This is a genomic window from Streptomyces sp. NPDC045678 (assembly GCF_056432085.1).
In genome coordinates this window covers 613941-634452 of the sequence record NZ_JBWKJS010000003.1, presented here as the reverse complement: position 1 = coordinate 634452, position 20512 = coordinate 613941, and the positions used below count along the sequence as shown (strand labels likewise).

The 20512-nt window shown below is 66.0% G+C and carries 18 protein-coding genes and 2 pseudogenes; 3 read left to right on the top strand and 17 right to left on the bottom strand.

Annotation, left to right across the window (positions count from 1 at the left end; genetic code table 11):
- Positions 1 to 30 precede the first annotated feature (30 nt).
- The 10 genes from AC07DO_RS13890 to AC07DO_RS13845 all read right to left on the bottom strand — a co-directional run bounded on the left by AC07DO_RS13890 (position 31) and on the right by AC07DO_RS13845 (position 9207).
- Positions 31 to 681 (bottom strand): L-threonylcarbamoyladenylate synthase, encoded by a 651-nt coding sequence (locus AC07DO_RS13890; RefSeq protein ID WP_358909453.1) that lies wholly within the window; start codon positions 679 to 681, stop codon positions 31 to 33.
- Positions 682 to 685: 4 nt separating this feature from the next.
- Positions 686 to 1450 carry a phytanoyl-CoA dioxygenase family protein gene (locus AC07DO_RS13885; RefSeq protein WP_479059433.1) on the bottom strand — a complete coding sequence of 255 codons (765 nt, stop codon included), beginning with the start codon at positions 1448 to 1450 and terminating at the stop codon, positions 686 to 688.
- Positions 1434 to 2270 carry a creatininase family protein gene (locus AC07DO_RS13880; protein WP_479059432.1) on the bottom strand — a complete coding sequence of 279 codons (837 nt, stop codon included), beginning with the start codon at positions 2268 to 2270 and terminating at the stop codon, positions 1434 to 1436. The genes AC07DO_RS13885 and AC07DO_RS13880 overlap by 17 nt, the downstream gene beginning before the upstream one ends.
- A complete protein-coding gene (locus AC07DO_RS13875) occupies positions 2267 to 3064 on the bottom strand; it encodes a class I SAM-dependent methyltransferase (protein WP_479059431.1) in 798 nt (265 codons plus the stop codon). The genes AC07DO_RS13880 and AC07DO_RS13875 overlap by 4 nt, the downstream gene beginning before the upstream one ends.
- Positions 3061 to 3726, bottom strand: coding sequence for an HAD family hydrolase (locus tag AC07DO_RS13870; RefSeq protein WP_479059429.1), 666 nt, complete (start codon positions 3724 to 3726; stop codon positions 3061 to 3063). The genes AC07DO_RS13875 and AC07DO_RS13870 overlap by 4 nt, the downstream gene beginning before the upstream one ends.
- On the bottom strand, positions 3723 to 4169 hold the full coding sequence (locus tag AC07DO_RS13865; RefSeq protein WP_479059427.1) for a hypothetical protein: 447 nt from the start codon (positions 4167 to 4169) through the stop codon (positions 3723 to 3725). Before AC07DO_RS13865 ends, AC07DO_RS13870 begins: the two co-directional genes overlap by 4 nt.
- Positions 4151 to 5221, bottom strand: coding sequence for an enolase C-terminal domain-like protein (locus tag AC07DO_RS13860; RefSeq protein ID WP_479059426.1), 1071 nt, complete (start codon positions 5219 to 5221; stop codon positions 4151 to 4153). Before AC07DO_RS13860 ends, AC07DO_RS13865 begins: the two co-directional genes overlap by 19 nt.
- Positions 5218 to 7269: a phosphoketolase family protein gene (locus tag AC07DO_RS13855; protein WP_479059424.1), complete on the bottom strand. Its 2052-nt coding sequence runs from the start codon at positions 7267 to 7269 to the stop codon at positions 5218 to 5220. Before AC07DO_RS13855 ends, AC07DO_RS13860 begins: the two co-directional genes overlap by 4 nt.
- A complete protein-coding gene (locus tag AC07DO_RS13850; RefSeq protein WP_479059422.1) occupies positions 7266 to 8363 on the bottom strand; it encodes a hypothetical protein in 1098 nt (365 codons plus the stop codon). The genes AC07DO_RS13855 and AC07DO_RS13850 overlap by 4 nt, the downstream gene beginning before the upstream one ends.
- 145 nt (positions 8364 to 8508) lie before the next feature.
- Positions 8509 to 9207 carry a haloacid dehalogenase-like hydrolase gene (locus tag AC07DO_RS13845; RefSeq protein ID WP_479059420.1) on the bottom strand — a complete coding sequence of 233 codons (699 nt, stop codon included), beginning with the start codon at positions 9205 to 9207 and terminating at the stop codon, positions 8509 to 8511.
- Between the two features lie 97 nt (positions 9208 to 9304).
- Here AC07DO_RS13845 and AC07DO_RS13840 point away from each other — a divergent pair, with 97 nt between their 5' ends.
- Positions 9305 to 10075: an XRE family transcriptional regulator gene (locus tag AC07DO_RS13840; protein WP_471321560.1), complete on the top strand. Its 771-nt coding sequence runs from the start codon at positions 9305 to 9307 to the stop codon at positions 10073 to 10075.
- On the top strand, positions 10062 to 10529 hold the full coding sequence (locus AC07DO_RS13835; protein ID WP_479059417.1) for an NUDIX hydrolase: 468 nt from the start codon (positions 10062 to 10064) through the stop codon (positions 10527 to 10529). Before AC07DO_RS13840 ends, AC07DO_RS13835 begins: the two co-directional genes overlap by 14 nt.
- A 4-nt stretch (positions 10530 to 10533) precedes the next feature.
- On the opposite strand, the gene AC07DO_RS13830 is transcribed toward AC07DO_RS13835, so the two are convergent.
- Both AC07DO_RS13830 and AC07DO_RS13825 read right to left on the bottom strand, forming a co-directional pair.
- Positions 10534 to 11109: an HD domain-containing protein gene (locus AC07DO_RS13830; RefSeq protein ID WP_479059416.1), complete on the bottom strand. Its 576-nt coding sequence runs from the start codon at positions 11107 to 11109 to the stop codon at positions 10534 to 10536.
- A 399-nt stretch (positions 11110 to 11508) separates the two neighbouring features.
- Positions 11509 to 11844: pseudogene (locus tag AC07DO_RS13825) on the bottom strand (transposase); the annotation flags it as partial.
- On the opposite strand from AC07DO_RS13825, the pseudogene AC07DO_RS13820 reads away from it, so the two are divergent.
- A pseudogene (locus tag AC07DO_RS13820) lies at positions 11786 to 12194 on the top strand (serine hydrolase domain-containing protein); the annotation flags it as partial. The pseudogenes AC07DO_RS13825 and AC07DO_RS13820 overlap by 59 nt on opposite strands.
- A gap of 272 nt (positions 12195 to 12466) precedes the next feature.
- Here AC07DO_RS13820 and AC07DO_RS13815 read toward each other — a convergent pair.
- The 5 genes from AC07DO_RS13815 to AC07DO_RS13795 all read right to left on the bottom strand — a co-directional run bounded on the left by AC07DO_RS13815 (position 12467) and on the right by AC07DO_RS13795 (position 20469).
- Entirely contained in the window at positions 12467 to 12856 is a 390-nt protein-coding gene (locus tag AC07DO_RS13815; RefSeq protein ID WP_479059414.1) for a hypothetical protein, read from the bottom strand.
- A gap of 113 nt (positions 12857 to 12969) precedes the next feature.
- Positions 12970 to 14613: an ATP-binding protein gene (locus tag AC07DO_RS13810; RefSeq protein WP_479059412.1), complete on the bottom strand. Its 1644-nt coding sequence runs from the start codon at positions 14611 to 14613 to the stop codon at positions 12970 to 12972.
- A 308-nt stretch (positions 14614 to 14921) separates the two neighbouring features.
- Complete coding sequence (locus tag AC07DO_RS13805) at positions 14922 to 15755, bottom strand: phosphoadenosine phosphosulfate reductase family protein (protein ID WP_435272030.1); 834 nt, start codon at positions 15753 to 15755, stop codon at positions 14922 to 14924.
- Complete coding sequence (locus tag AC07DO_RS13800) at positions 15752 to 19351, bottom strand: ATP-binding protein (protein WP_479059410.1); 3600 nt, start codon at positions 19349 to 19351, stop codon at positions 15752 to 15754. Before AC07DO_RS13800 ends, AC07DO_RS13805 begins: the two co-directional genes overlap by 4 nt.
- Positions 19348 to 20469: a DUF4007 family protein gene (locus tag AC07DO_RS13795; RefSeq protein WP_479059408.1), complete on the bottom strand. Its 1122-nt coding sequence runs from the start codon at positions 20467 to 20469 to the stop codon at positions 19348 to 19350. Before AC07DO_RS13795 ends, AC07DO_RS13800 begins: the two co-directional genes overlap by 4 nt.
- Between the last annotated feature and the right edge of the window lie 43 nt (positions 20470 to 20512).

The window sequence follows — 20512 nt, the reverse complement described above, 5'->3', positions numbered from 1 at the left end:
GCCCCCACGCGACGCGACTCGTTATCTCCATCAGGAGGGCCGCACTTCCCGTCCAAGGACTGCGTTGACAGCTCGCTGGTGGACGAGGCCCGTGCGTACGAGCTTGGCCTCCGGGGTGAAGCAGTCCACGATCGTCATGTGGTTGGCCGCAGGGCAGACCCCTCCGTCGACGACGACGGACACCGTGAGGCCGGAGGCCGCGAGGAAGGTGTGAACCTCGTCGAGGGTGACGGCGGGACCACGGTCATCCGGTCCGGCGTCGCCGGAGATGTTGGCCGTCGTCGCGGCCACAGGGACCTTTGCCCGTGCAGCCAGTTCGCCGAGGAACCCGGGCGCCATGGTGGTGAGGGCCGGCGAGCCGACAGCGGCATGGCGTGCGGCGTCGTCGGGGTCCCGCCACGGCAGGAGGAGTGCGAGGTCGCCGGGCCAGAACTGTTGGGCGAGTCTCCGTGCCTCGGCTCCGAGTTGGAAGTGCTGTTCACAGACAGTCAGCGAGGGAGTGACGTAGGCGAGGGATTTGCCGGTCGGGCGCCGCTTCCCCTCGAAGATGCTGCCGGCGGCGTCTGCGTTGCTGGCGTCGGCGCAGATCATGTACCAGCGGTTGGTGGGGACGATGACGAGCCCTCCGGCCTCGATGGCGCGGGCAGCGGTATCGAGTTCGCCGGGGTAGACGATGCGCATGGTGCTACTCCTGGAAAGTAGGCGCGGGGATCTCCGCGAGGGGCGGGTAGTCGAGCCAGGGGTCACGGAGAGCTTGGAGGCGGCGGCCTGCGTGATGCGGATGGGAGACGCGGAAGTACGCCATCACCCTGGGGAACGGCATGAAGTTCTGGGCCACCGTGTGGGGAACGAGGTGGTGCATCAACAGGACGTCCCCGGGGCGGCCGAGAAACGGGGTGCCTCGCTCGCGGTCGATCTCTGGCGGAACCTGCTCTGTCATTCCGAGGGACCACTCCTCGGTGAACCAGCGGGCCATGGCGAGGTGCCCGCCGGGCAGGTAGTGCAGCGCTCCGCACCGCGGGTCGCTGACGTCGGAGAGGATCACGCCGACCAGCAGGGAGAACGTACGCAGCTCGCGCGGGTCCAGGTGAGGGCAGGAGACCCCGTCGACATGCATGGCCTTTACCGGTTGCATGCCTGGGAACTCGCTTTCGGGCACGCGTATCTGGATCTGCGCGGTCGTGACCGGTGCGGCGGCGCCGAGCAGGTCGCGGACGAGCTCGGCCGCGCCTGTCTCCATGTACAAGGCGAGCAGTTCTGCGCTGTCCCCCAGTTCCGGGGCGAAGGTGCGCCGGGAGTACGCGGGTATGTCGTCCGCAGTCATTTCCTGGCGGTACGACACATCGATCAGGGAGACGGCTCGCTTCACCTGGCCTGGGGCGGCCAAGCCGCGTCGTATGAGGACGCCGTCCCGTTTGAAGGTCGCCCTCTCCTCAGCTGTGAGACGCATGGGGCCCCCGTGCTTCGATCGGTGCGTGGGATGTGGGTGGCACGAGCCGGTCCAGGACGTCCACACACGCCTCCAGGGCGGCGGTGACGAATGCCTGGCCGTGATCGGCGGTGGCCTGCCGCGGATCGCCACCGATGACTCCGTGCGCGGAGATCGCGGGGTTGTCCGACGACCAGGGCCACGTGGTGCCTCGGCCGGATACGAGGCGCTGGATCTCCTCCCGGCGGGCGGGATCGTGAATGGGCTCGCTCGGGAGGAGATCTATCCGTACGTCGTCGGGGGCGAGGGCGAGCATCAGGGAGGTCTCTCGGACGCCGGCGTGCACCTCAGGGAACTCGCCGTCGTCCTGGAGTCGGCCGGCGGCGAGAGAGCCGGGATTGACCACGCAGGTTGCCGCATCGTGCGTGCGCTGTAGTTGGTGCACGAGGGCCTCAAGGATGCCCTTATTGCCTCCGTGGCCGTTGACGATGAGGACCGTACGCGCGGGGGTGGCCCTGATGTACTCGCCCACCAGCGTCTCGATCAGGGCGGTGTAGAGCGAGACGTTCAGGGTGATGGTGCCGGGTGACCAGGCGTGCTCTGGAGAGAGCCCATAGGGGACAGGGGGCACGACCCAGAGGTTGTGACGGTCCGCGACGTGCGTGGCCAATCGTGAGGCGAAGCGCTCGGCGATGAGGCTGTCCGTGTTCAGGGGCAGGTGCGGGCCGTGTTGCTCAAGAGACCCGACCGGCAGGCAGAGGATCGACCGCTCACTCAGCTCGGACGTGAGGTGCGAGGCCGTCAGCCTGCCGTAGGACCGCGCCTCGCCAGCAAGTGTCATTTCTTGCTCCGCCGTCCGAGGCGGATGAGGAATTCGTTCTCTTCGGGGAAGGTGTCGTTGTCGCTGAAGTCGGCCAGCCGGTGCTTCAGCGCGCCTTCGAACTCCTTCAGCCGGTCACCGAAGAGGTGCGGAGCGGCGAAGGACGTGGAGTAGAGGTAACCGAGGATGCTCTCCGCGGCCCAGGTGCGCTGGACGGATACGCGGACTTCCTCGACCTCGTTGAAGGGCGACTCCTCCATGATCTCGCTGTAGGGGCGGTTGTGGTGCTGGAAAGTGCCGGATCCCGCCCGCCGCTGCTCTCCGAGGAAGCTCTTCACCACATCCCGGACGGCTTCCTTCCAGGGGCTCCCAGCGGCCCAGAAGCTGTTGTCTCCGAAGATGGCGACCACGCCGTCTGGAGCGACCTGCTCGTCCAGGAGAGTCAGGACGGCGGCTTGGTCGAGCCAGTGGAACGCACGGCAGATGGTGGCGAGTTCGGCCTGCCAGCCAGCGGGCGGCTTGAAGTCCTCGGCCGTACTCTGGACGAGGGACAGGCTGAAGCCGTCGGGGAGCTTCGGCCGCAGTGCCGACTCGGCCGCGGCAAGCATGTCGGCGTCGTTGTCGACGGCGATGATGTCGCCGAAGCGGTCGAGGAGGGCCTCGGCCACGAGCCCGGTTCCCGTACCGACGTCCAGGAGTCGGCGGTGGCCATCGGGGCGTGCCGGTGCAGCGCGGTCGAGCACCGATGCCACATCGTCGGGGATGCCGGGGCGGAATTGGCGGTAGTACGTGGTTGTTCCGGCGAAGAGGCTCATGTGACGCTCCCTGCTGCGAGATGTTCGATGTGCGTGGCGGCCGCCGTCAGGTCGGCTACGACGCGTACGCCGTGGGCAACGACCAAGTCTTCATCGGGGACTTGGCGCCCGCGGGATATCCAGACGGCCCTGATGCCTGATTCGACGGCCCCCACGATGTCGCAGGCCCAGTCGTCGCCGACGTGGATCACGCGATCGGGGACGGCACCGAGTTGGTCGATGACGGTGTGGAAGGCGCGGGGGTCCGGCTTGGTGTGTCCGATACGGCAGGAGGGGAAGTAGTCGCTCACCCAGGGGGAGAGCAGGCCGCGCAGTCCCTCGATGTCGGCGTCGACGGACGTGACGTTGGACAGCGTGACCACGGTCGCGACGCCACTGATCCGGCGCAGCGCCTCCGTCGTGCCAGGGAAGAGACGGAACGGGGCCGGGGAAAGATCACGGGGGAATGAATCTGGTGGCACCCCCAATGCCTCGCAGACCCCGGCTGCCACGGCGTCGGTGATCTCCGGTTGGGTGTGGAGGCTGGCCCGCATGACCGCCCGGGCCTGAGCCGCGGGCAGCGGGGAGGCTTCCGTCAGCCGCATCGTCAGGCCCGGGCCATCGGCGGTGCCGAGGGTTCCGCCGACGTCGACCATGACCAGGAGTGAGGGATCGGTGGTCATTGGGGCCTCCCGGTGATCGTCGGCAGGGCGGAGACGATGGCCTCGACGCGCGCCTGTCTGATGGTGGTGGTCGTGGACTCGGACAGGTAGGTCAGGACGTAGCGCAGCTCCGCCTCGTCCAGCGCCTCCAGGGCGCGCCCTTCCTTCGCGGCTGCCTGCTCAAGGTCCGGCGGCACGGTGCGTGGTCGTAACCCATGCGGAAGGTGGAGCGATCCGTCCCACTCCGTTCCCACAGCAGGGACGGCGGAGTGCTCCGCTGGGCGTAACACGGTGACGTCGTCCAGGGTGAGGATGCGCACGAAGATCCTTTTCCCTCTCGTCTCCAGGCTCCCCTTGAGGAAGGTGTCGTGGCCGTCGAGCCGCTCGGAGAGCACCAGGAACGGCCCATCAGGTCCCTGGACGACCGTGCCGTGGACAGCGACGGTCATCGATGTGCTGGGCATGCCGTGCTCCTCGGGGCCGTGCCGAGACCTGGGGTGGCCGGCAGACGAATGCGTCCGCGCTGTACATGAAGTGGGGTGTCGTAGAGGAGTTGCCGTCTCGGCTCCCACTGGAGCCGGTACTCCACGGCCGGTACGGCGTCGTGATGGGCGGCCGCGAGGTGGAGGCCGGGGACGAGCGAGCGCCCGTGCGGGTAGACGGGGACGGCCTGGGCGCGGGCCACGTCGAGGATCTGAAGTGCACGGGTAAGGCCACCGCAACCGACGACGTCGAGGGTCAGAGCGCTGGGGCTGACGTACTGGATCAGCCCGGCCGGGTCCTCGTCGACGTGCGCGCGCTCACCAACGGCCAGCGGCAAGTGCGTGGCCGCGAGGAGTGCATAGGTGTCCAGGTCGTGACGCGGCAGCGGGTCCTCCAGCCAGCGGAGGCTGCCGCCATCCACACTCTGGGCGAAGGCCATGGCCACAGCTGGAGTCCAGGTACCCACCGCGTCGACGGCAAGCGGGGCACCGACGGCCTGGGCACTGCGCTCCACGGCTCTCGCCATGCGCACGGCGGCGAGATCGGGTGCGTCGGCCGACGCTCGACGCAGTCCCCACTTAGTGAAGGACCAGCCGCCCGACGCGACCCTGCCAAGTACGTCCAAGTCCTCGACAGCGGCCAGGTCCTGGGAAAGCCAGGAGGCGTAGGCCGATACGTCTGACCGTGGCGCATCGGTGCCCAGGAGGGCGGCGACGGGGCAGGAGGCGAGCCGGCCATGCAGATCCCAGACGGCACAGTCGATCGCACCGACCGCCCACGACGCGCTCTCCGAGGGGGCTCGACGCGACGCCGTACGCAGCCGCTCCAGGAGCCGGACGTGATCCAGGGCGTCGGCGCCAGGCACGACGGATGCCAACGCATCCCTCACATAGCTGCCGATCCGCTGACTGACCGGGCCGTAGGTGCCGACAGCACCCGCGCCGTGGATCATGATGAAGATCGCGTCGTCGCCCGGGGCCGTGTTCTCCCGCACTTCGGTGATCTTCAGGCGCTCGATGGTCGCCGGGTTCATCGGACCACCTCGCGGGAGGCCAGCAAAAGGCCGGCGGATCGCTCCACGCCCGACCGATCCATGCGGAGGGCGTGGGCCAGGGAGCGCTGGGGCATGGGGCCAGGCGGCTCCTGCCAGCCGATGACGTCAACGGGGCGACGGAGCCGTCCGGCCAGCAGCCCCCAGACAGCTGCGGAGTGGCCAAGGGTGAGGACGAGCACGGGAGCGTGGGTGCCGAGGTAGTGGTCGACCTCCCCGTCGTCGAGGCCGTGAGGCCAGTGTGACGAGTCGCCGAGGACGGTCAGGTCGAGAAGGTTCACCACCCGAACGCGACACCCATACCGATCGCGGATGGCGTCCACGGCCTCCGTGGCGACGGCGGCCGGGATGTCTCCAGCCGTCACGATCGTGAGATCGGGCTCACCGTCGTCGCTGAGGTGCGGCCAGACCGCTAAGCCATACTCACGCTCCTCGTCGAGCGTGGCGACGGGGTGTCCGGCGCAGGCGTGCTTTCCGGCGATCACGAGGTTGACGCCATCGACGCAGTCGAAGACCTCGTCCAGGACGGCCGCGGTGCGTACCGGGTCCGCCGGTGTCAGCACGCGCACCCGGGGATCGGCCAGGGCGAGGAGTGCACTGGCCAGAGACGGATCACCGTGGGTGTAGACGTTGTGCCACCCACAAGACGTGAGCAGAAGGTTGAGGCTGGGCAAGCCCATCGCGCCGGCCAAGCGCCGCTGCTTGATGTGACTCACCAAGCCGCTGGTGAGCAGCGGTGCGAACGCCTCGTACGAGACCATCACCCCTCGGCGCCCACTGGCGGTCCAACCGGCGAGCCACTCCAGCAACACCTCCTCCGCGAGGAGTTCGTGTGCCCAGGGCTCGCCGACCAGGCCCGGGAGCCGGTTGGACGACAGCTCGTCCGGGCTGAGGACGCGGAAATCTCCACGTGCGGCGTGCCGCTTCATGACCTCGGTGACCGCTTCACCGAACGTGTCCACCTGTCGGAGGATCGAGATCCGCCCTGCTGCTCCCGGGCGCTCGGCTGGAGCGAAGGAGCACCAGCGAGCCATGGCCACCGCCTCGGCTAGTTCCCCGCGGGGGCGTCCGTCCGGGTCGAAGAGATCTGCGGGCCGGTAGGAGGCGAGCCAGTGGGTCAGCTCGGTGAGCTGCTCCTGATCGGTGTGCGGGCTGACCAGCGGTGTCTTGTGCAGGGCGGGGGTGCCCAGCAGGGGGCGGCCTCCGAGCGATGTGGGGCCGCCCCATCCCTTCAAACAGCGCAGGATCAGTACCGTGCGCCGCCCCATGAGCGTCTCCTCCAGTGCCTTCCGTAACGCCGCGTGGAAGGCACGGTGCTCCTGCGGAGATCCCGTCACTACATGGACCACCGAGCCCGTCCAGCCCAGGCCGCCGAAGTATGCGCGGAGCTCGTCGTCGTTCATCGCACCGAGCAGCGACTGCTGCCCCATGCGGAAACCGTTGGCGTGCACGATGGGCAGTACCGAGGCACCAGGAAGGACTCTCTGCCCCAGCCAGCTCGCTGCGGTCGTAGGGGTCTCACACTCGCCGTCCCCGATGACGGGCACGACAACCCTGTCCGGTGCGTCGAGGGCGACTCCCTGCGCGAACGGAAGACAGCCGCCGAGCCGCCCACCGAGGAAGCCGCCGGCGGGGAGAGAGGGCGAGACCTCGGCCCCGAGGCCCTCCACGTCCGGGAACGCCTGCGCCAGCCGCCGCAAACCATCCGCATCCGAGCCGAACCGCGACCGCACCTTCGCTAGCTCACCCGTCACCCAGGACGCGGCGAGCTGGACGACACCAGCGTGCCCCGCGCCGAGGAGCGGCACCACATCCACTCGCCGGTCCAGGTGCCCGGCAGCGAGCGCCACGTGGGACAGCGCCCACGCAGTGCCAGGCACAGTGCCCCAGTGGCCGGAGGGGCGCTCCTTCACATGCTCGGCGACCAGCGGCTCCGCAAGCAGAACGTTGTCCCGCAAGTGCAGCTGACAGACCGAGGCGTAGACGGTCGCCCGCCACAGAGCATCGGCCAGAACGGCGGTCTCGGTCACCGCGCACCGACCAGGGGCTCTTCAGCGAAGGTGAAGTACCACAGGGGCCGGTAGCACTCCCATGCGGCGGGCCGCAGTCCAGTGGGACCCATGATGTCCTCGATCACCACGCGGGCCTGCAAGTAGTGCTCCAGGTCCTGGGCCCCGGGGGTTCGCAGGCCGGCCATGACTGAGTTGTGGGCCTGGTAGACCTGGAAGTTGGGGAACTCGGAGACGTATGGAGCCAGCGCACCGACGCCCGCATGTAGGGCCTCAAGCCCGTCCAACCCCACGATGTAGGTGAACGAGGTGCCGTGACCGGCTTCCAACGCGCGCCGGAGCACTCCCGGCATCTGCGATGCGACGAGTACAGCCTTGCTGGCCTTCAGCAGCAGATCCCGGCGAGTGAAGCACTCAGCGGTGAGCCGCAGAACGAAGGGTGTCACGTCGCGGGCGAGTTGATCAAAGGCGTACCTGGATCCCAGCACTGAGGTCAGGAAACCGATTCGCGCTTTGACACCATGCTCGTCGAGCACGGCCCGCAGAGTGCGAAGGTGATGCACCGCCGCCGCCTCACGTTCGAAGCAACCCGTTGAGACGGTCACCTCACGCAGTTCCATCAGATCTCGGCGCGGGTGCTGCTCCCGCAGAGCGGAGAGGAGCTCCCGCAGGCCCCGCTCCTCCGAGAGCCGAGGGTCAGCGGCGGCTTCAAGGGTGTTCGGGCAGAAGGCGCACCCCACACAACGGCTTCGCGCGTTCGGGTTGAGGGTGAGAGCCGCGCCGCCATCGCGGAAGTACCCGCCGACCGCCTCGTCCGCATCGATGCGTTCGACGGTCCCGACCGGCGCGCCGCCCAGCGTGAGGTGCTCGCCCCTGAGCCGGAACGGGGAGCTCGTGACGTTCAGGGGGACTATGAGCTGCCAGGGCACCGATGGCGCGCTGAGGAGTCGGACTTGGACGCGGGCCCGGTGGCGCGGCAGATCGGAGTCGATGCCGTGCAGATTGACCGCGATGAGCAGCGCGTCCTCGACGGGCACGCGGTACTTGACTGCGAGCCGTTCCACCGCACTGAGCGTGGAGGTCGTGCTGGTCTGTCCACTAAGTAGTGCCGTCATGCGCGTGCTCCGTCCAGTCAACCGGAGGGGTGATGCGCCGGCGGCCCGTGGAGGGGTCAGCTGCCGACGACACGCAGAGACTGTCGTGGAACACGAGGACGCCGAACGCCGTCCTGGGACCTCTCGGGGACGTCCTGGGACGTTTTCAGTCGCTGCCCTCGGCCAGCGAGCGCAGATGACTCACCAGAGCGGCGACACCCCGCAGATCAGAGAGAACCACCGCTGCCCCGGCGGCCCGCAGCTCGTCGACGCTGTGGATGCCAGACGCCACGGCGACGACATGAGCCTCGGAGTCGAGGGCAGCCTGGACGTCGCGAGGGGTGTCACCGATCAGCACGACGGGCGTGTCGTGCGGAAGGCCATGGGTCTGCTGAATGTGCTCTCGTGCCACCTTGACGAGGGCGGCACGATCCTCTGAGTGTTCTCCGTAAGCACCGCACTCCATGTCCAGGAGCACATCGAGCCCAAAGGCGCGCAGCTTCACACGGGCGTTGGCGGCAATATTTCCTGTGAGCACCGAGGAGATCATGTCCGGTTCCGCAGCCACTGCCGCGAGTGCCTCCCGCACCCCGGGAAGAGCAGCGCCGCGCGCCGAGAGCTCCGCTTCGCGCCTCGCGCCCGCGGCCTCCAGGGCGAGCGCGATCCGCTCCCAGGCTGGTGGCTCCAACCCGTGATCCCGGAACATGTCGGCGAGGATCAAGCGGTCCGTCCGCCCTTCCGTACGGGCAGGGCGGTCAGGCGTGCGGCCGGCGGCCGTCGCGAAAGCCGCCGCGTAGATCTCCTTGCTGACGCCCGAGTTTTCGATGAGCGTGTGGTCGATGTCCCAAAGCACGATAAGTGGCACACCACCAGCGTAGGCAGATGTACAGCTTCCGCCTTTCCCCCGGTGATGTCGGAAGATGCTCTTGCCGCAGGCAGTGCGGTCCGGTTGGCTTACCTGAGTGAATGAGCGACTTCGTTCCGCACTCGTGCAACGCAGCCTCACCGTGGATGAGGTGGCCGAAGCCTGCTCCGTCGACCCCAAGACGGCCAGCCGCTGGGTCAGCGGCCGGGTCCCCCACCGTCGACACCGCTGGGCCGTCGCCAACCTGTTGCGGGTGGATGAGACATACCTGTGGCCCGAGGCAGGCGAGAAGACGTCTCGCTTAGGTGCCGCGCAGTCCGAGATCGCGGACACGTTCCCAAACCGCGCGAGCGTCCCCCGCGATGTATGGATCTCCCTGCTGCTAGGGGCCATGAAGCAGATCGACGTCCTGGTCTTCTCCGGCACCTTCTTCGCACAGAGCAACCCTCACATCGCTCGCATGCTCCAGGAACGTGCGCAGGCCGGCGTGCGTGTGCGGCTGTGCTTCGGCGATCCGGCAGGAGAAGCGGTACGCATCCGCGGCCACGAGGAAGGTATCGGCGACACCCTGGCCGCCAAGGTCAGGGCTTCGCTCACCTACTACCGCACTCTCGTCGGCCACCCGGGATGCGAGGTACGCCTGCACGACACGACGCTGTACAACTCCCTCTTCCGCTACGACGACCACCTTCTGGTCAACACCCACATCTGGGGCCAGCCGGCCAGCGCGAATCCGCTCTTCCAGCTCCGCCGCACCGCCAACGCAGAATGGTTCGACCGGTACGACGAGAGCTTCGAAGCGGTCTGGAAGACAGCGCGCCCCTGGGCGCCCGACAGGCAGGAGCACCACCGCAGTGGGCAGGACTGAGTACTACTACGACCCCAAGGCCCCCAAGGCCAACACCCTGATCCCCGCCAGCAACCTGCTCGTCGTGAACGACGACGGGGAAATCCTCCTGCAGCGACGCCGTGACACCGGCCAATGGGCCCTGCCCGGAGGCGCCCAGGACATCGGCGAGAGCCCCGCCCAGTGCGCGGTACGCGAATGCGAGGAGGAGACCGGCATCGTCGCGGAGGTCACCGGATTCCTCGGCGTCTACTCGAACCCGTCGCACATCGTCGCGTACACCGACGGAGAGATCCGCCAGCAGTTCGAGGTCGCGTACATCGGGCGTCCCGTCGGCGGCGCACCTACGGTCAACGAGGAGGCTGACGGGGTGCGTTGGATACGCCCCGATGACCTAGGCGCCCTCGACATCCACCCGAGCATGCACGAACAGATCGGCCACTTTCTGGCCGGTACCTACCCCTACCTCGGATAGCGGTTCAGAGCACGAGGCCCGCTTCATCCGCCAAGGCCCGCACCCGCCCGACACTGGCGTGGATCTCAGGCGCGGCCCGGCGGATGAACCGCCCGACGATGCTGTCCGCGCCGTAGCGGCCCAGGATCTCGCCGACTCGCTCCTCGGACGTCGTACAGCCGCCGTCCGGCGTCGTCGTCATGTCGCAGTACACCAGCGCATCCACGAGCAACTGGTCATCGAGCAAGGGGAACTCGTCGGCCAGCTCGGGCCGAAGTCCGCGCTCTTCGGCCTCCAGGAGGGCGAAGGAGTGGTTCGCCACCAGGCGGACAACTCGATCTTCGACGGCGTCGAGCGTCCGCAGGTGGCGCGCACCGTCGAGCGGGTGGAAGCCGGTATCGACTAGGGGCGGTGCGTAGCCGATGTCGTGCAACACAGCCCCCGCCTCCAGGTCTTCAGCCCTGCCTCCTATGACGGGCGCCAGCCTTCTAGCGCAGGACGCCACTCCCTGCGTATGCGCCCACCGCCGTGGCAGGCTTTCACCCAGCAGTGCTTCCGCTAACTCGTACGCGCACCCGACCGTCGTCACGCCCGTGAGCATACGACTGCGGGCAGGGCGGGGACGCAAGATCAGTGGCGATGAACGTAGCGACCTTGCTGCACGCGAAGCCATAAGCAGGGCTCGCACGTGTGCTGAGCGCCTTCTCCCGGATCTCGGCCTAATACTCCAGCTGTAGATCACGATCATGCTTGGGTCGCCGCTTGGCGTTTGTAGTGGCTGAGCTGGGAACGGGCTTGATGACGACGCCTCCAGCGGGACCAGTGAAGCCAATGGCCGGCGTCGTGGACGGGTCCGGCGACGAGAGCTATGAAGAGTCGCTGGATTTCGGTGCACGTCAGCGGTATCAGGTCGTCAGGCCCGGGACGGAGTCGCGGCTCGTCGGCGCGGACGACGGCCAAGAAGGGATGGGCGAGCATGGCGAGGGTGACCCAGCGGAGCGACCTGGGAGCGCTCGATCCGGCCCACGGTACCGGTGTACTGGCGCTGGACGCCGACGGTGTGGCTGCCCTTCTTCACGTCGCCGGTCTCGTCGACCACGAGTACTGCCTGCTCGTCGTGCAAGTGCTCGACCACGTAGACGCGTAGGTCGTCACGCACAGCATCGGCGTCGTACTTGGCGCGGCTCAGCAGGTGCTGCATGGCGTCGGGGGTCGCCTCCCCGGCCCCTTCGGCGATGGTCCAGCAGTTCTTCCGCGGCAGGTCCGCGAGCAGTCCCAGCATCGACTTCGACTCGCTCAAAGTGCAGACCGCGGAACTCCCGGCCTCCAACGGCATCGGCACCGCCCACTCATTGGCGCGCATGTACGCCGCGCTGATCGGCGAGGTGGACGGGGTACGCCTGATTACACCGAACACCCTAGAGGCGGCATCCAAAGAGCAGGCTGGCGGGAAGGACCAAGTGATGCTGATCCCGAGCCGATTCAGCTCGGGATACATGCTGCCCACCGAGGCCCCCCATGACTGGCCCGAGGACCTTTGGCCACACTGGGCGAGGAGGCTCACTCGGCTTCGCCGACCCGGAACATGGCATCGCTTTCGGTTACGCAATGAACAACATCATCGGCGGAGGCGGCGACGTGCGTGCTACATCCCTGGTAAGCGCAGTGCGAAACTCGATGCCGTAACTGAAGCCTGTTCAGGGCAAACCTTGACCGTCCGATGCAGCAGGAGCAGACGTCAGGCAGATCGCATCCTCCAGGCCGGCGGCCGGGTTACACACAGTCTTCGTTTGAAAAGCCTGCAGTACCAGTCCAGCAAGGCGGTTGAGTCATCCACTACTCTTCACGGCCCTCTGCCTCACCGGCTGATCCATCGCCTCCTAGCGCAACCCCAAATCACCAGATCAAAGCCGCATACCGGAATGAAACAACGGGCGAACATGACCTCCAACCACGCTTCACTGCAGCGCGTCGAAGTGGGTTCTGAAGTGGGCGATAACTTGATCTGCTGCAGCCCGAACCAGAGGGAGCTGCACGGTGCGGTTTGAACGAACCTTGCTGATCATACGCAAGGAAGGCCTCCCTCTACCCAAGAGAAAGCGCAACTCCCGCTGGACAAGATACTCCACGCCTTCGCGGTGACTGGTTTCCAAGGTAAGAAACTCATCCGCCTCCCCCATATCAGCCCAGAAGATCACTAGATCGTCGATGCGATCCCATGCGGAATCATCGAATTCATGCAGTCGCCGCTGAAAGGAGGACTTTTCAAGGGCACGCCCAAGGTGATCACCCCAGCGGCCAAAAATTCCATTACGCCCGACTGTCATGCCTACATAAGCAGCACCCACCTTACTTGAATATCCGCAGTATATGTATGCCCGCGCACGACACAGACTGGGGCTTCCCACAATCGCGGCGCCCCAGGTCTCGTCCTCTCTCAACACCTGCATTCAGTTTCGTCCTACGCAAAACGCTTCTCAAGGGCCTCTGCTGTGACCTTGTACACAGCAGCTGAAGCCTGATTTCTGTAGGTCACGAAGACGTCCTCGATGACTTCGTCAGAGAGTTCCTGCTTGTTGCGGACGGTTCCACTCTCCGCCGAGGCCAGACTAAGGAAGAGCGCCTGGACGAGCAGCACAACATCAGCGTCCTCGCCGAACCGCTCATCAAACATTCTCATGAAGCGATGGGACCGATTGATCCGCACCACCGTCCCCAAGGTGGCATCACGCGAGCGCTCCCACAGAGCATTGTCATCCAATTGATCAACGAATGTGACCCGCGCACCCTCCTTGCGGGCCTTGTCTCGCTCTTCGTCGCTAAGCGGGTGTCGAGCAGACTCCTTCTCTGCACGCTTAGCCCGCTCGTCCTCTGATGCCGCGTCATCCGGATCCGTAGGCAAGAATTCCGGAAAATCCACCTCGATCAGCGCTTCCGCAGCTTTTCTATTGGGGTCCTGGTTTGCGGCGGCACGAAGAATCTTCGCCGCATTCTTCCACCCGCTCCTACTCAGGCGCCTTGCTTCGTAGATGGCCTCACTGAGAGCGTCCTCAGCTTCCTCGCTGAGGAGTATTTCCGATTTTTTCACATCGATATTAAAGGCGTCATCAGCCGAGTCATCGATCAAAATCCTACCGCGAAACGCGAAAAAATCCTGATCGGTCGGAATGAGACCGTTGAATCGTTCCGCCCTACGGATTAGCCGCTTGTTTCGGTAGACATAGAAGCCGTAGTGACCCGCGCCTATCATGTACCTGTTCCGAATCTCGGCGGAATTGCCGAACGCTGGCGGATGGACCAGCTGCGTGGCTTCGATTATTGCTTCCACCTGATTCTCTGCGTCAAGAATGATTGGCGTCGGGCGCTCGAGCCATCGAACATCGCGACCGTCCCACGCGGCATCATCGAGATTTCCCGCCGCGTCGGCTTCGTCTACGAACAGGGGGTCGAAGGGAGCTACCGGATCACCATCCAGTAGAATCTCAAGATCTCCGCCGTTAGGCTGGAGGAAGTAGAAGTAGGTCACACCAAGGTTCCGCCCAAGAGCGTCGCGAGTCTTACGGATACTTGGATGATTACGCTTATGAATTTTCTCAATACTGACCACTGTGCCATGCGCAGCGCCAGGAAGAAGCTCATTCACTCTATCGAGATCGGTGGAATCCGGTTCCGCCAACAGGCACTCCAGCCTGCCAGTCTCCTCCACATGCGGAAGGTCAAGGGTCACCTTGTTCCATGAGCCCCCCTCGCGTGCACTGACCACCTCGATCCGGTCACCTTGGGACAGTCCCGCACTTTTCAAGCCGAGTCCATATTTGCCAAGGCTTCCAGATCCGTATTCCCCGTCTGCTCCCAGGGCCAGAGCTTCGATTAGGCGATCTCGGTCCATGCCATCACCATCATCAGCGATGATGTAGCGAGCTGCACTATTCCTGCGAGCTTCGGACATGTCCGGTTCGCGTTCCAGCTTGATGGCGATGCGCCGAGCATTCGCACCCACCGAGTTATCAACAATGTCGCAGATGGCACTCTCTGGCGTGTAGCCAATGCGCGCGATGGCCCGGAGGATTCGCCCAGGATTGATCGGTACTTCGGTGAAGCTCACGTGTGATTCCCCAGCCTGACTCGACGTCATGTCTGTCCCGAGACCTCTTCCCGTCGCTACCTACCTCGCGTGCGTAGTCAGTGTCTCAGGCTGGTCTGACATCCCGCCGGTGATCAGGGCAACTTACCCGGACCGCGAGTCTTGGCCCAGTACAGGAGTCGGTCCTGTACAAGGCACTGCCGATGCTGTGCCCCAGCCAATGTCCAGGATCGCCTGGTGTTCTCCCACGGCAGACGCAAAGGCCCGCCTCGCGAAGGGCATCCTTCGCGAGGCGGGCCCACGTATTTGAGCCAGGGCTTCGGCCTACGTCAGAGGTGGCAGACGGAGCAGCCGGCCTCGTCGTCGTCGGAGTCGAGCGCGTCCGAGAGCACCTCCAGGAGGGGCCGGTTGGGCTTGACGCGCTTGGCCGCGCGGTCCAGAGCTGCCTGGTGCTTGGCCTCGATCTCATCCTTGCGCTCTATGAGCTCTGGTAGCGACTCGCCCTGTGACCAGGTGTAGTTGCGGCCCTTCATGGCGGTGTGGCGGAACCGGACCTTGTCCTCGTACTCCACTGCCTTGTCGTACAGGTCGGGGTGACGCTCCTTGAGGCCGACCCACTCGTGCTTGCGCTGGAAGAAGCAGAAGTAGCAGCCCGAGCGCGTGCGCCACTCGTAGTAGCCGGGGAGTCCGATGCCAGCTTCGTCGAGGATGCGCATCACGCCGTCCTTGTCGATGCCGTCCTCGCGGAAGGGGAAGACGGCATCGATGTTCGGTTTGGTGCTGACGTAGCCGAGGCGGTTCTCGTCGGCCCGGATCGCGACGTATGAGATGACCTTGTCGTCGCCGACCCATTCCTCCAGCGGCTTGATCTTCAGATTTTTGGTGCACCAGCGCATCTGCGGGCTGGGCAGGGTGCCCTGGTAGACCTCCATCCAATGATCGAAGTCCCGGTCGGCGTTGAGTCGCTCGATGGGCTTACCAAGGGCTGCTTCCAGCCGGTTGAGGTACTCGTACGTCTCTGGGAGTTCAGCACCGGTGTCGCAGAAGAAGTACTCCATGTCCGGCACGCGATCGCGCATGTAGATGGCGAGCGCCGACGAGTCCTTGCCGCCTGAGATACCTAGGACGTGGCGAACCTTCTCCTGGGTGACTGGATCCGTCATGGCCGCTCCTTCGTTTCAGTTGCTGTGACAGCCGGCCCATCGGCAACGCGTTGTGCAAGAGCGGCGAGCAGGATCCGTGCGCCGTCGGCTCCGAGGGCCTGCTCAGCCTGCTGCAGTACGTCGGCCGCGAGCTGGTCGGCCTGGCCGCGGGACTGTTCCGGCACGTAGATCAGCGTCCGTCGTTCCGCTCCTGTCTTGTCCGTCAAGGTCAACAGCCGCGTCTCCAGATTTACTTCCTGCTCGCGGGTCTCGCTGCTGTCCTGGTAGAGGTGGGCGACGCGGTCGAGGGATGCGGACATCTCGCGTGCAAGGCGAGGGAACATGCCTGCGTCCCGGTCGTCCCAGTCTCCGAGGGCCTTGTTGGTGAGGCGGACGACGATCGGGTCGAGCCAGTCCTCGTCAGCGAGGCTTTCGCTGAGCACGAAGTCGACGAAGCCCCTCAGCTCCGGGTTCAGTGACACCGTGGCGAAGCCGCTCAGCCGCGCGGCGAGTGTCGACCGCAGCTCGGGAAGCGTCGCGGGCAGACGGAACTCTTCGGCGAGAACCGCGACCACTTCTTCCCGCAGCGTGCGTTCGATTCCGGTAATCTCGTCTGCCGCTGCGGTCAGCCTGTCGGCGTACTCGGCGGCGGCTGCCGCGTTGGCGCGGGTGCCGGCTTCGATGGGGGTGAGGCCCAGCGCCTTAGGCAGAGCCCGGAAGAGCAGGTCGTCCGGATCCTGGGAATTTGCCAGGGCATTGCGCACGGCGAGTGCATCCGGAGAGATGCGCTTGGTCTTGCGGCCGTAGCTGTTCAAAACCATGACGCGTTCGAGCAACGCCCTGGCTACGGACAGCAGATCTGGGTTACGCAGTGCCTGTGAGCGTGGTGGTTCGACCTTCAAAGACACCAGGAGCTTCTTGATCACGCTGGCGCGCTGCCCCTGTCCGACCGGCGTGTACTTCACGTCGAAACGGGCGGGGGCGGCGAGGATGCGGTCGACGACGTCCGGCGTCAGCCGAGGCAAGTAGGAGCCCTCTTCGAAGAGGGCGACATCGTGCCGGCGGATCACTAGGGCGGTGACGACCAGCAGCGGCCAGACACCGGCCTTCACCCCGTAGGGCGGGCTCATCAGGACCCGGATGATGTGGTCAAGGCTGGTACGCCGGGTTGCTGCGTCCAGCGCCTCCTGCAGCGCCTCCCAGACGGGCTGAGCGTGCTCGTGGCCCTCGCCTGGAGCGGAGAAGCCGTACGGCAGCAGGCTGTTGGGGGAATTCTCTGCCTGGATTGTGCCGTTGGCCCGGTGCAGGCCAAGGTAGGCCAGCGCGCCGCTGTAGATGGCTCGCTCCGGACCGTATCTTCCGGCCGTCGCGTCGAAGCCCAGGTACTGCTCGCCGGAGCGGGTGAGCATCGCGTCCAGCACATCGCTGCGGGCACGGGCGGCGTTGCTGGTGAGTGAGTGCCGTCCGAGCATCTCGTTGCGAATGTGCGGGGTGTGCGGGTAGACGCTCTCGCAGGCGAGGGAGACCAGGCCGCTGAGGCTGCGGGCCGGCAGGCTCGAGCTGTCGGGGTCCGCCCCCGGGGCGAGTCCGGCGTTCCACAAGTCCCAGGTGGCGTCCTGGGTCGGCGGGTAAAAGGCCGCCTGGATGACCTCCCGCAGCTCGGCCTCCGCCTGGACGGCGCGGTCGGTGACCTCGCGCCGGGCGACGTGATCGAGTTCCTTGTCTTCGAGCAGCTCTTTCAGGGCGATGAGGTGCGTGGCGGAGCTGAGTACCACGTCGGGGTGGGTGGTTGTTCCGAGAATCACCGGCAGCGCCGAATTGACGGTGGGCAGCTGGTCCCGGGGGCCGAGGTGGAAGACGAGGAGGCCGTCGGCCGGGTCCTTCAGCTCGTCCGGCGCCTGGATTTCGCGGGTCTCTGGGCCGCTGACGGCGGTGAGGAACACCCGCATCATCCCGGTGACCTGGCTGTGGCGGCCGGCGACCACGGCGCTGGGGAGCTGTGCGCCAAGGCGCTGGACGATGGAGGCATCGTCCAGGTGACTGATGATCTCCTTCAGGCGGGCGTCGATGTCGAAGTCTGTGCCCTGCCAGACGCGATACTCACCGCTGAACTCCCGGTGGACGAGGAAGCCGCGGCGGACGAGGTCGGCGAGCTGCTCCTCAAGGCGGGCGAAAGCGCCCGCGTCGGTCAGATCGGTGGGGTCGTGGAGCGCGAGGTGGATCATCTCGCTGGTAGCGCTGAGCGCGCCGTCGGCGTCGATGAGGTTCAGAACGCCGATGGTCTTCAGCAGCGCCTGGTCAGCGTCGGGCAGTCCGTTGGCTTCCTTGATGCGCGCGTCGACTTCGATCCAGCGGCCGGCGTTGGAGGCCGCGAGCAGCGAGGTCCGGCCGGAGTTGAGGAAGTAGTCGTACAGCTGTGGCAGCTGCACTGTGCTGGCGAGTTCGGCATCCGGCTGGGAGTGTGCGGCCAGCGAGTCGCGGACAGTGTTGGGCTCTCCGCTGTTGAGGAAGCCCGACAGGCTGCGGTCGTGCTGACCGATTTGCGCCGCCAGGATCGGCGCAGCGATCGCCGTCAGTGGGTGCAACGGGTAGAGGCCAGCGAAGTCGTCGCTGGACAGCTCGGTAAGGACGTTCAGACCGTGGTTCTTCCACGCGAGGGCTGATGCCTGGGCCGACGCGCGGATAAGGTCCTGACCCGCTGCGTCGACCGCGGAGTGGTCGAGACGCCGGCGCAGGAGCTGCAGGGAGTCGCCGTGGTGCGGGACGAAGGTGACGTCCTCGAAGCGGCCCTGGATCTTTGCCCATTCGCGGATTTTGAGCTCACTGGACCGTGACGCGTAGTCCATGAATGACAGGTGCTGCAGGGTGACCAGGAAGACGGGCAGGCCGTTGGGCCCGGCGCTGTGCTCGGCGAGCTCCTGCAGGAGGAAAAGATCGTGCTCGGCGCCGGAGAATTCGTTGTGTCCGGCAAGGTGTTCGAGGGTCTTGCCGAACTCGTCGATGATCAGCAGGAGCGGCTGCTGATTGTCGGTCAGGGCCTTGATGGCGGCCATGACCTGCTTCGTCTTCGGCCCAGTCGTCGTCGGGTCTTCGCAGGCCGCGAGTACTGCGGCGATGTTCTTCGGGATGCGCTTGCCCCAGCGGCGCCTTGCCGCGGTCTCCAGCGCACGGGTCACAGTTGCGACCAGCGGTTCACGCCGCGCGGTGGCCACGGCTCCGAGGAACCCGGTTCCCGTCCGCTCAGCCCGAGCCGTGGCGAGACGCTCGGCGAGGGCTGGGCTGGTGTCCGCAAGGATCCGGTGAGCCTCGTCGCGGCGGTCCTCGTCGCGGCCGAGAAGCGCTTCGATCAGGTTAGCCAGCGTGGACTTCCCGGAGCCGTAGGGTCCGGTGAAGGACCACGCGCGGGGACGCCGCAGATCGCTGACCGCGTTGACGATGCGCTCCAGTACGTCAACTGCCTTCGCGCCGACATACGGTCCGTGCAGTTCGTCCTCGACGTCGCGTTCGAGGTTGGTCGACCGCATCTGGGAGCCGACCAGTTCGATTCCGGACGGGAACTGAGGGGTTGCCTCGTCCTGGGGGGTGCGGGAGGTCCGCGTGGGAGCTGCGGTGGTCACGCGTTCTCCTGAGTCGTGAACTGCTGCTGGTGGTCCTGGGGCTTGCGTTCAGCCTTCTCAGCCTTCTCGGCCTTCTCAGCCTCCTCTGCTTCGGCCAACTGCGGGTACTGCGCGCTCCATTCGTCCCGAGTGGGAAAGTCGGGGCGCCGGGTGACGTGGTCGTACTGCTCGTCGAGAATGTCCCAGGCGAGCGCCCGCGGATCGCTGGAGAAGGACATGGTCCGCTGGCCGACGGCGTCCACCCTGTTGAGTTCCGGGCGACCCCCGGCGACCTTGTCCAGGGCGGCGACGATCTCAGGCTCGCGGACCCGGAAGGCCCGGCCGGGCGCTCCGGGCTCGTTGGCAAGCCGCGCTAGGGAGATGGAGCCGGGACCCTGGGTGTCGCGGGCTGCGTAGTCGAGGCACGCATAGACCAGGACGTGGGCCGGGAGAGAGGTGCGCGTGCCAGTGGTGAACTGCCACTCCTGCTTGCCTCGGGTGCCCACGGAGGTCAGCAAGTCCAGCTCACGGAAAGGGCAGGCCAAGAGGTCTTCATAGGTGGCGCGGGAACCGCTCTGTTCGACAGGCGTGCGCGCATACATCTTGGTCAGGCACTCGACATCCCGGGTGATCGACGCCTCCACCGGTCCATCACTGAAGGAGAAGTTGACATGCCGCGTCACGACCTGCGTCATATCCGCGACGGTGAAGCGAGAGAACGGAGCAAGGTGAAACGCCGTGTACCACGCGGGGGCCCAGCATTTGGCGCCCGGCCGCGACGACACGAGCCACCAGTGCAACAGCCACAGGCTGCCGGGTTCCTCAAGGTAGGGATCGGCGCCATCCTTCTCGTCGAGCAGCCATCGCGCTTCCCAAGTAGGTGAGGCGTACTGGGCCTTCGTCTTACCCGCCGGGTCGGCGTGCTCACGGGTGAGCTTGAACGCCTTTGACCAGTACCGCATGGCATGGACCATGTTCTTACCCACGCCGAGCAGGACCGGAGCATCTTCAGCGAGGAAAGCTGCCGGATTCTCCTTGACCTGCATGTACGCCTTATGCAGCCAGCCGAAGCGGGGGGCGAAGGTCTCATGGCGCGCGAAGCTGGAATGTGCGGCTTCCGCGAGCCTACTGTCTGCCATACGAGGGCCTCTCAATACAAGAAGAGATAAGGGAACTGCTGAA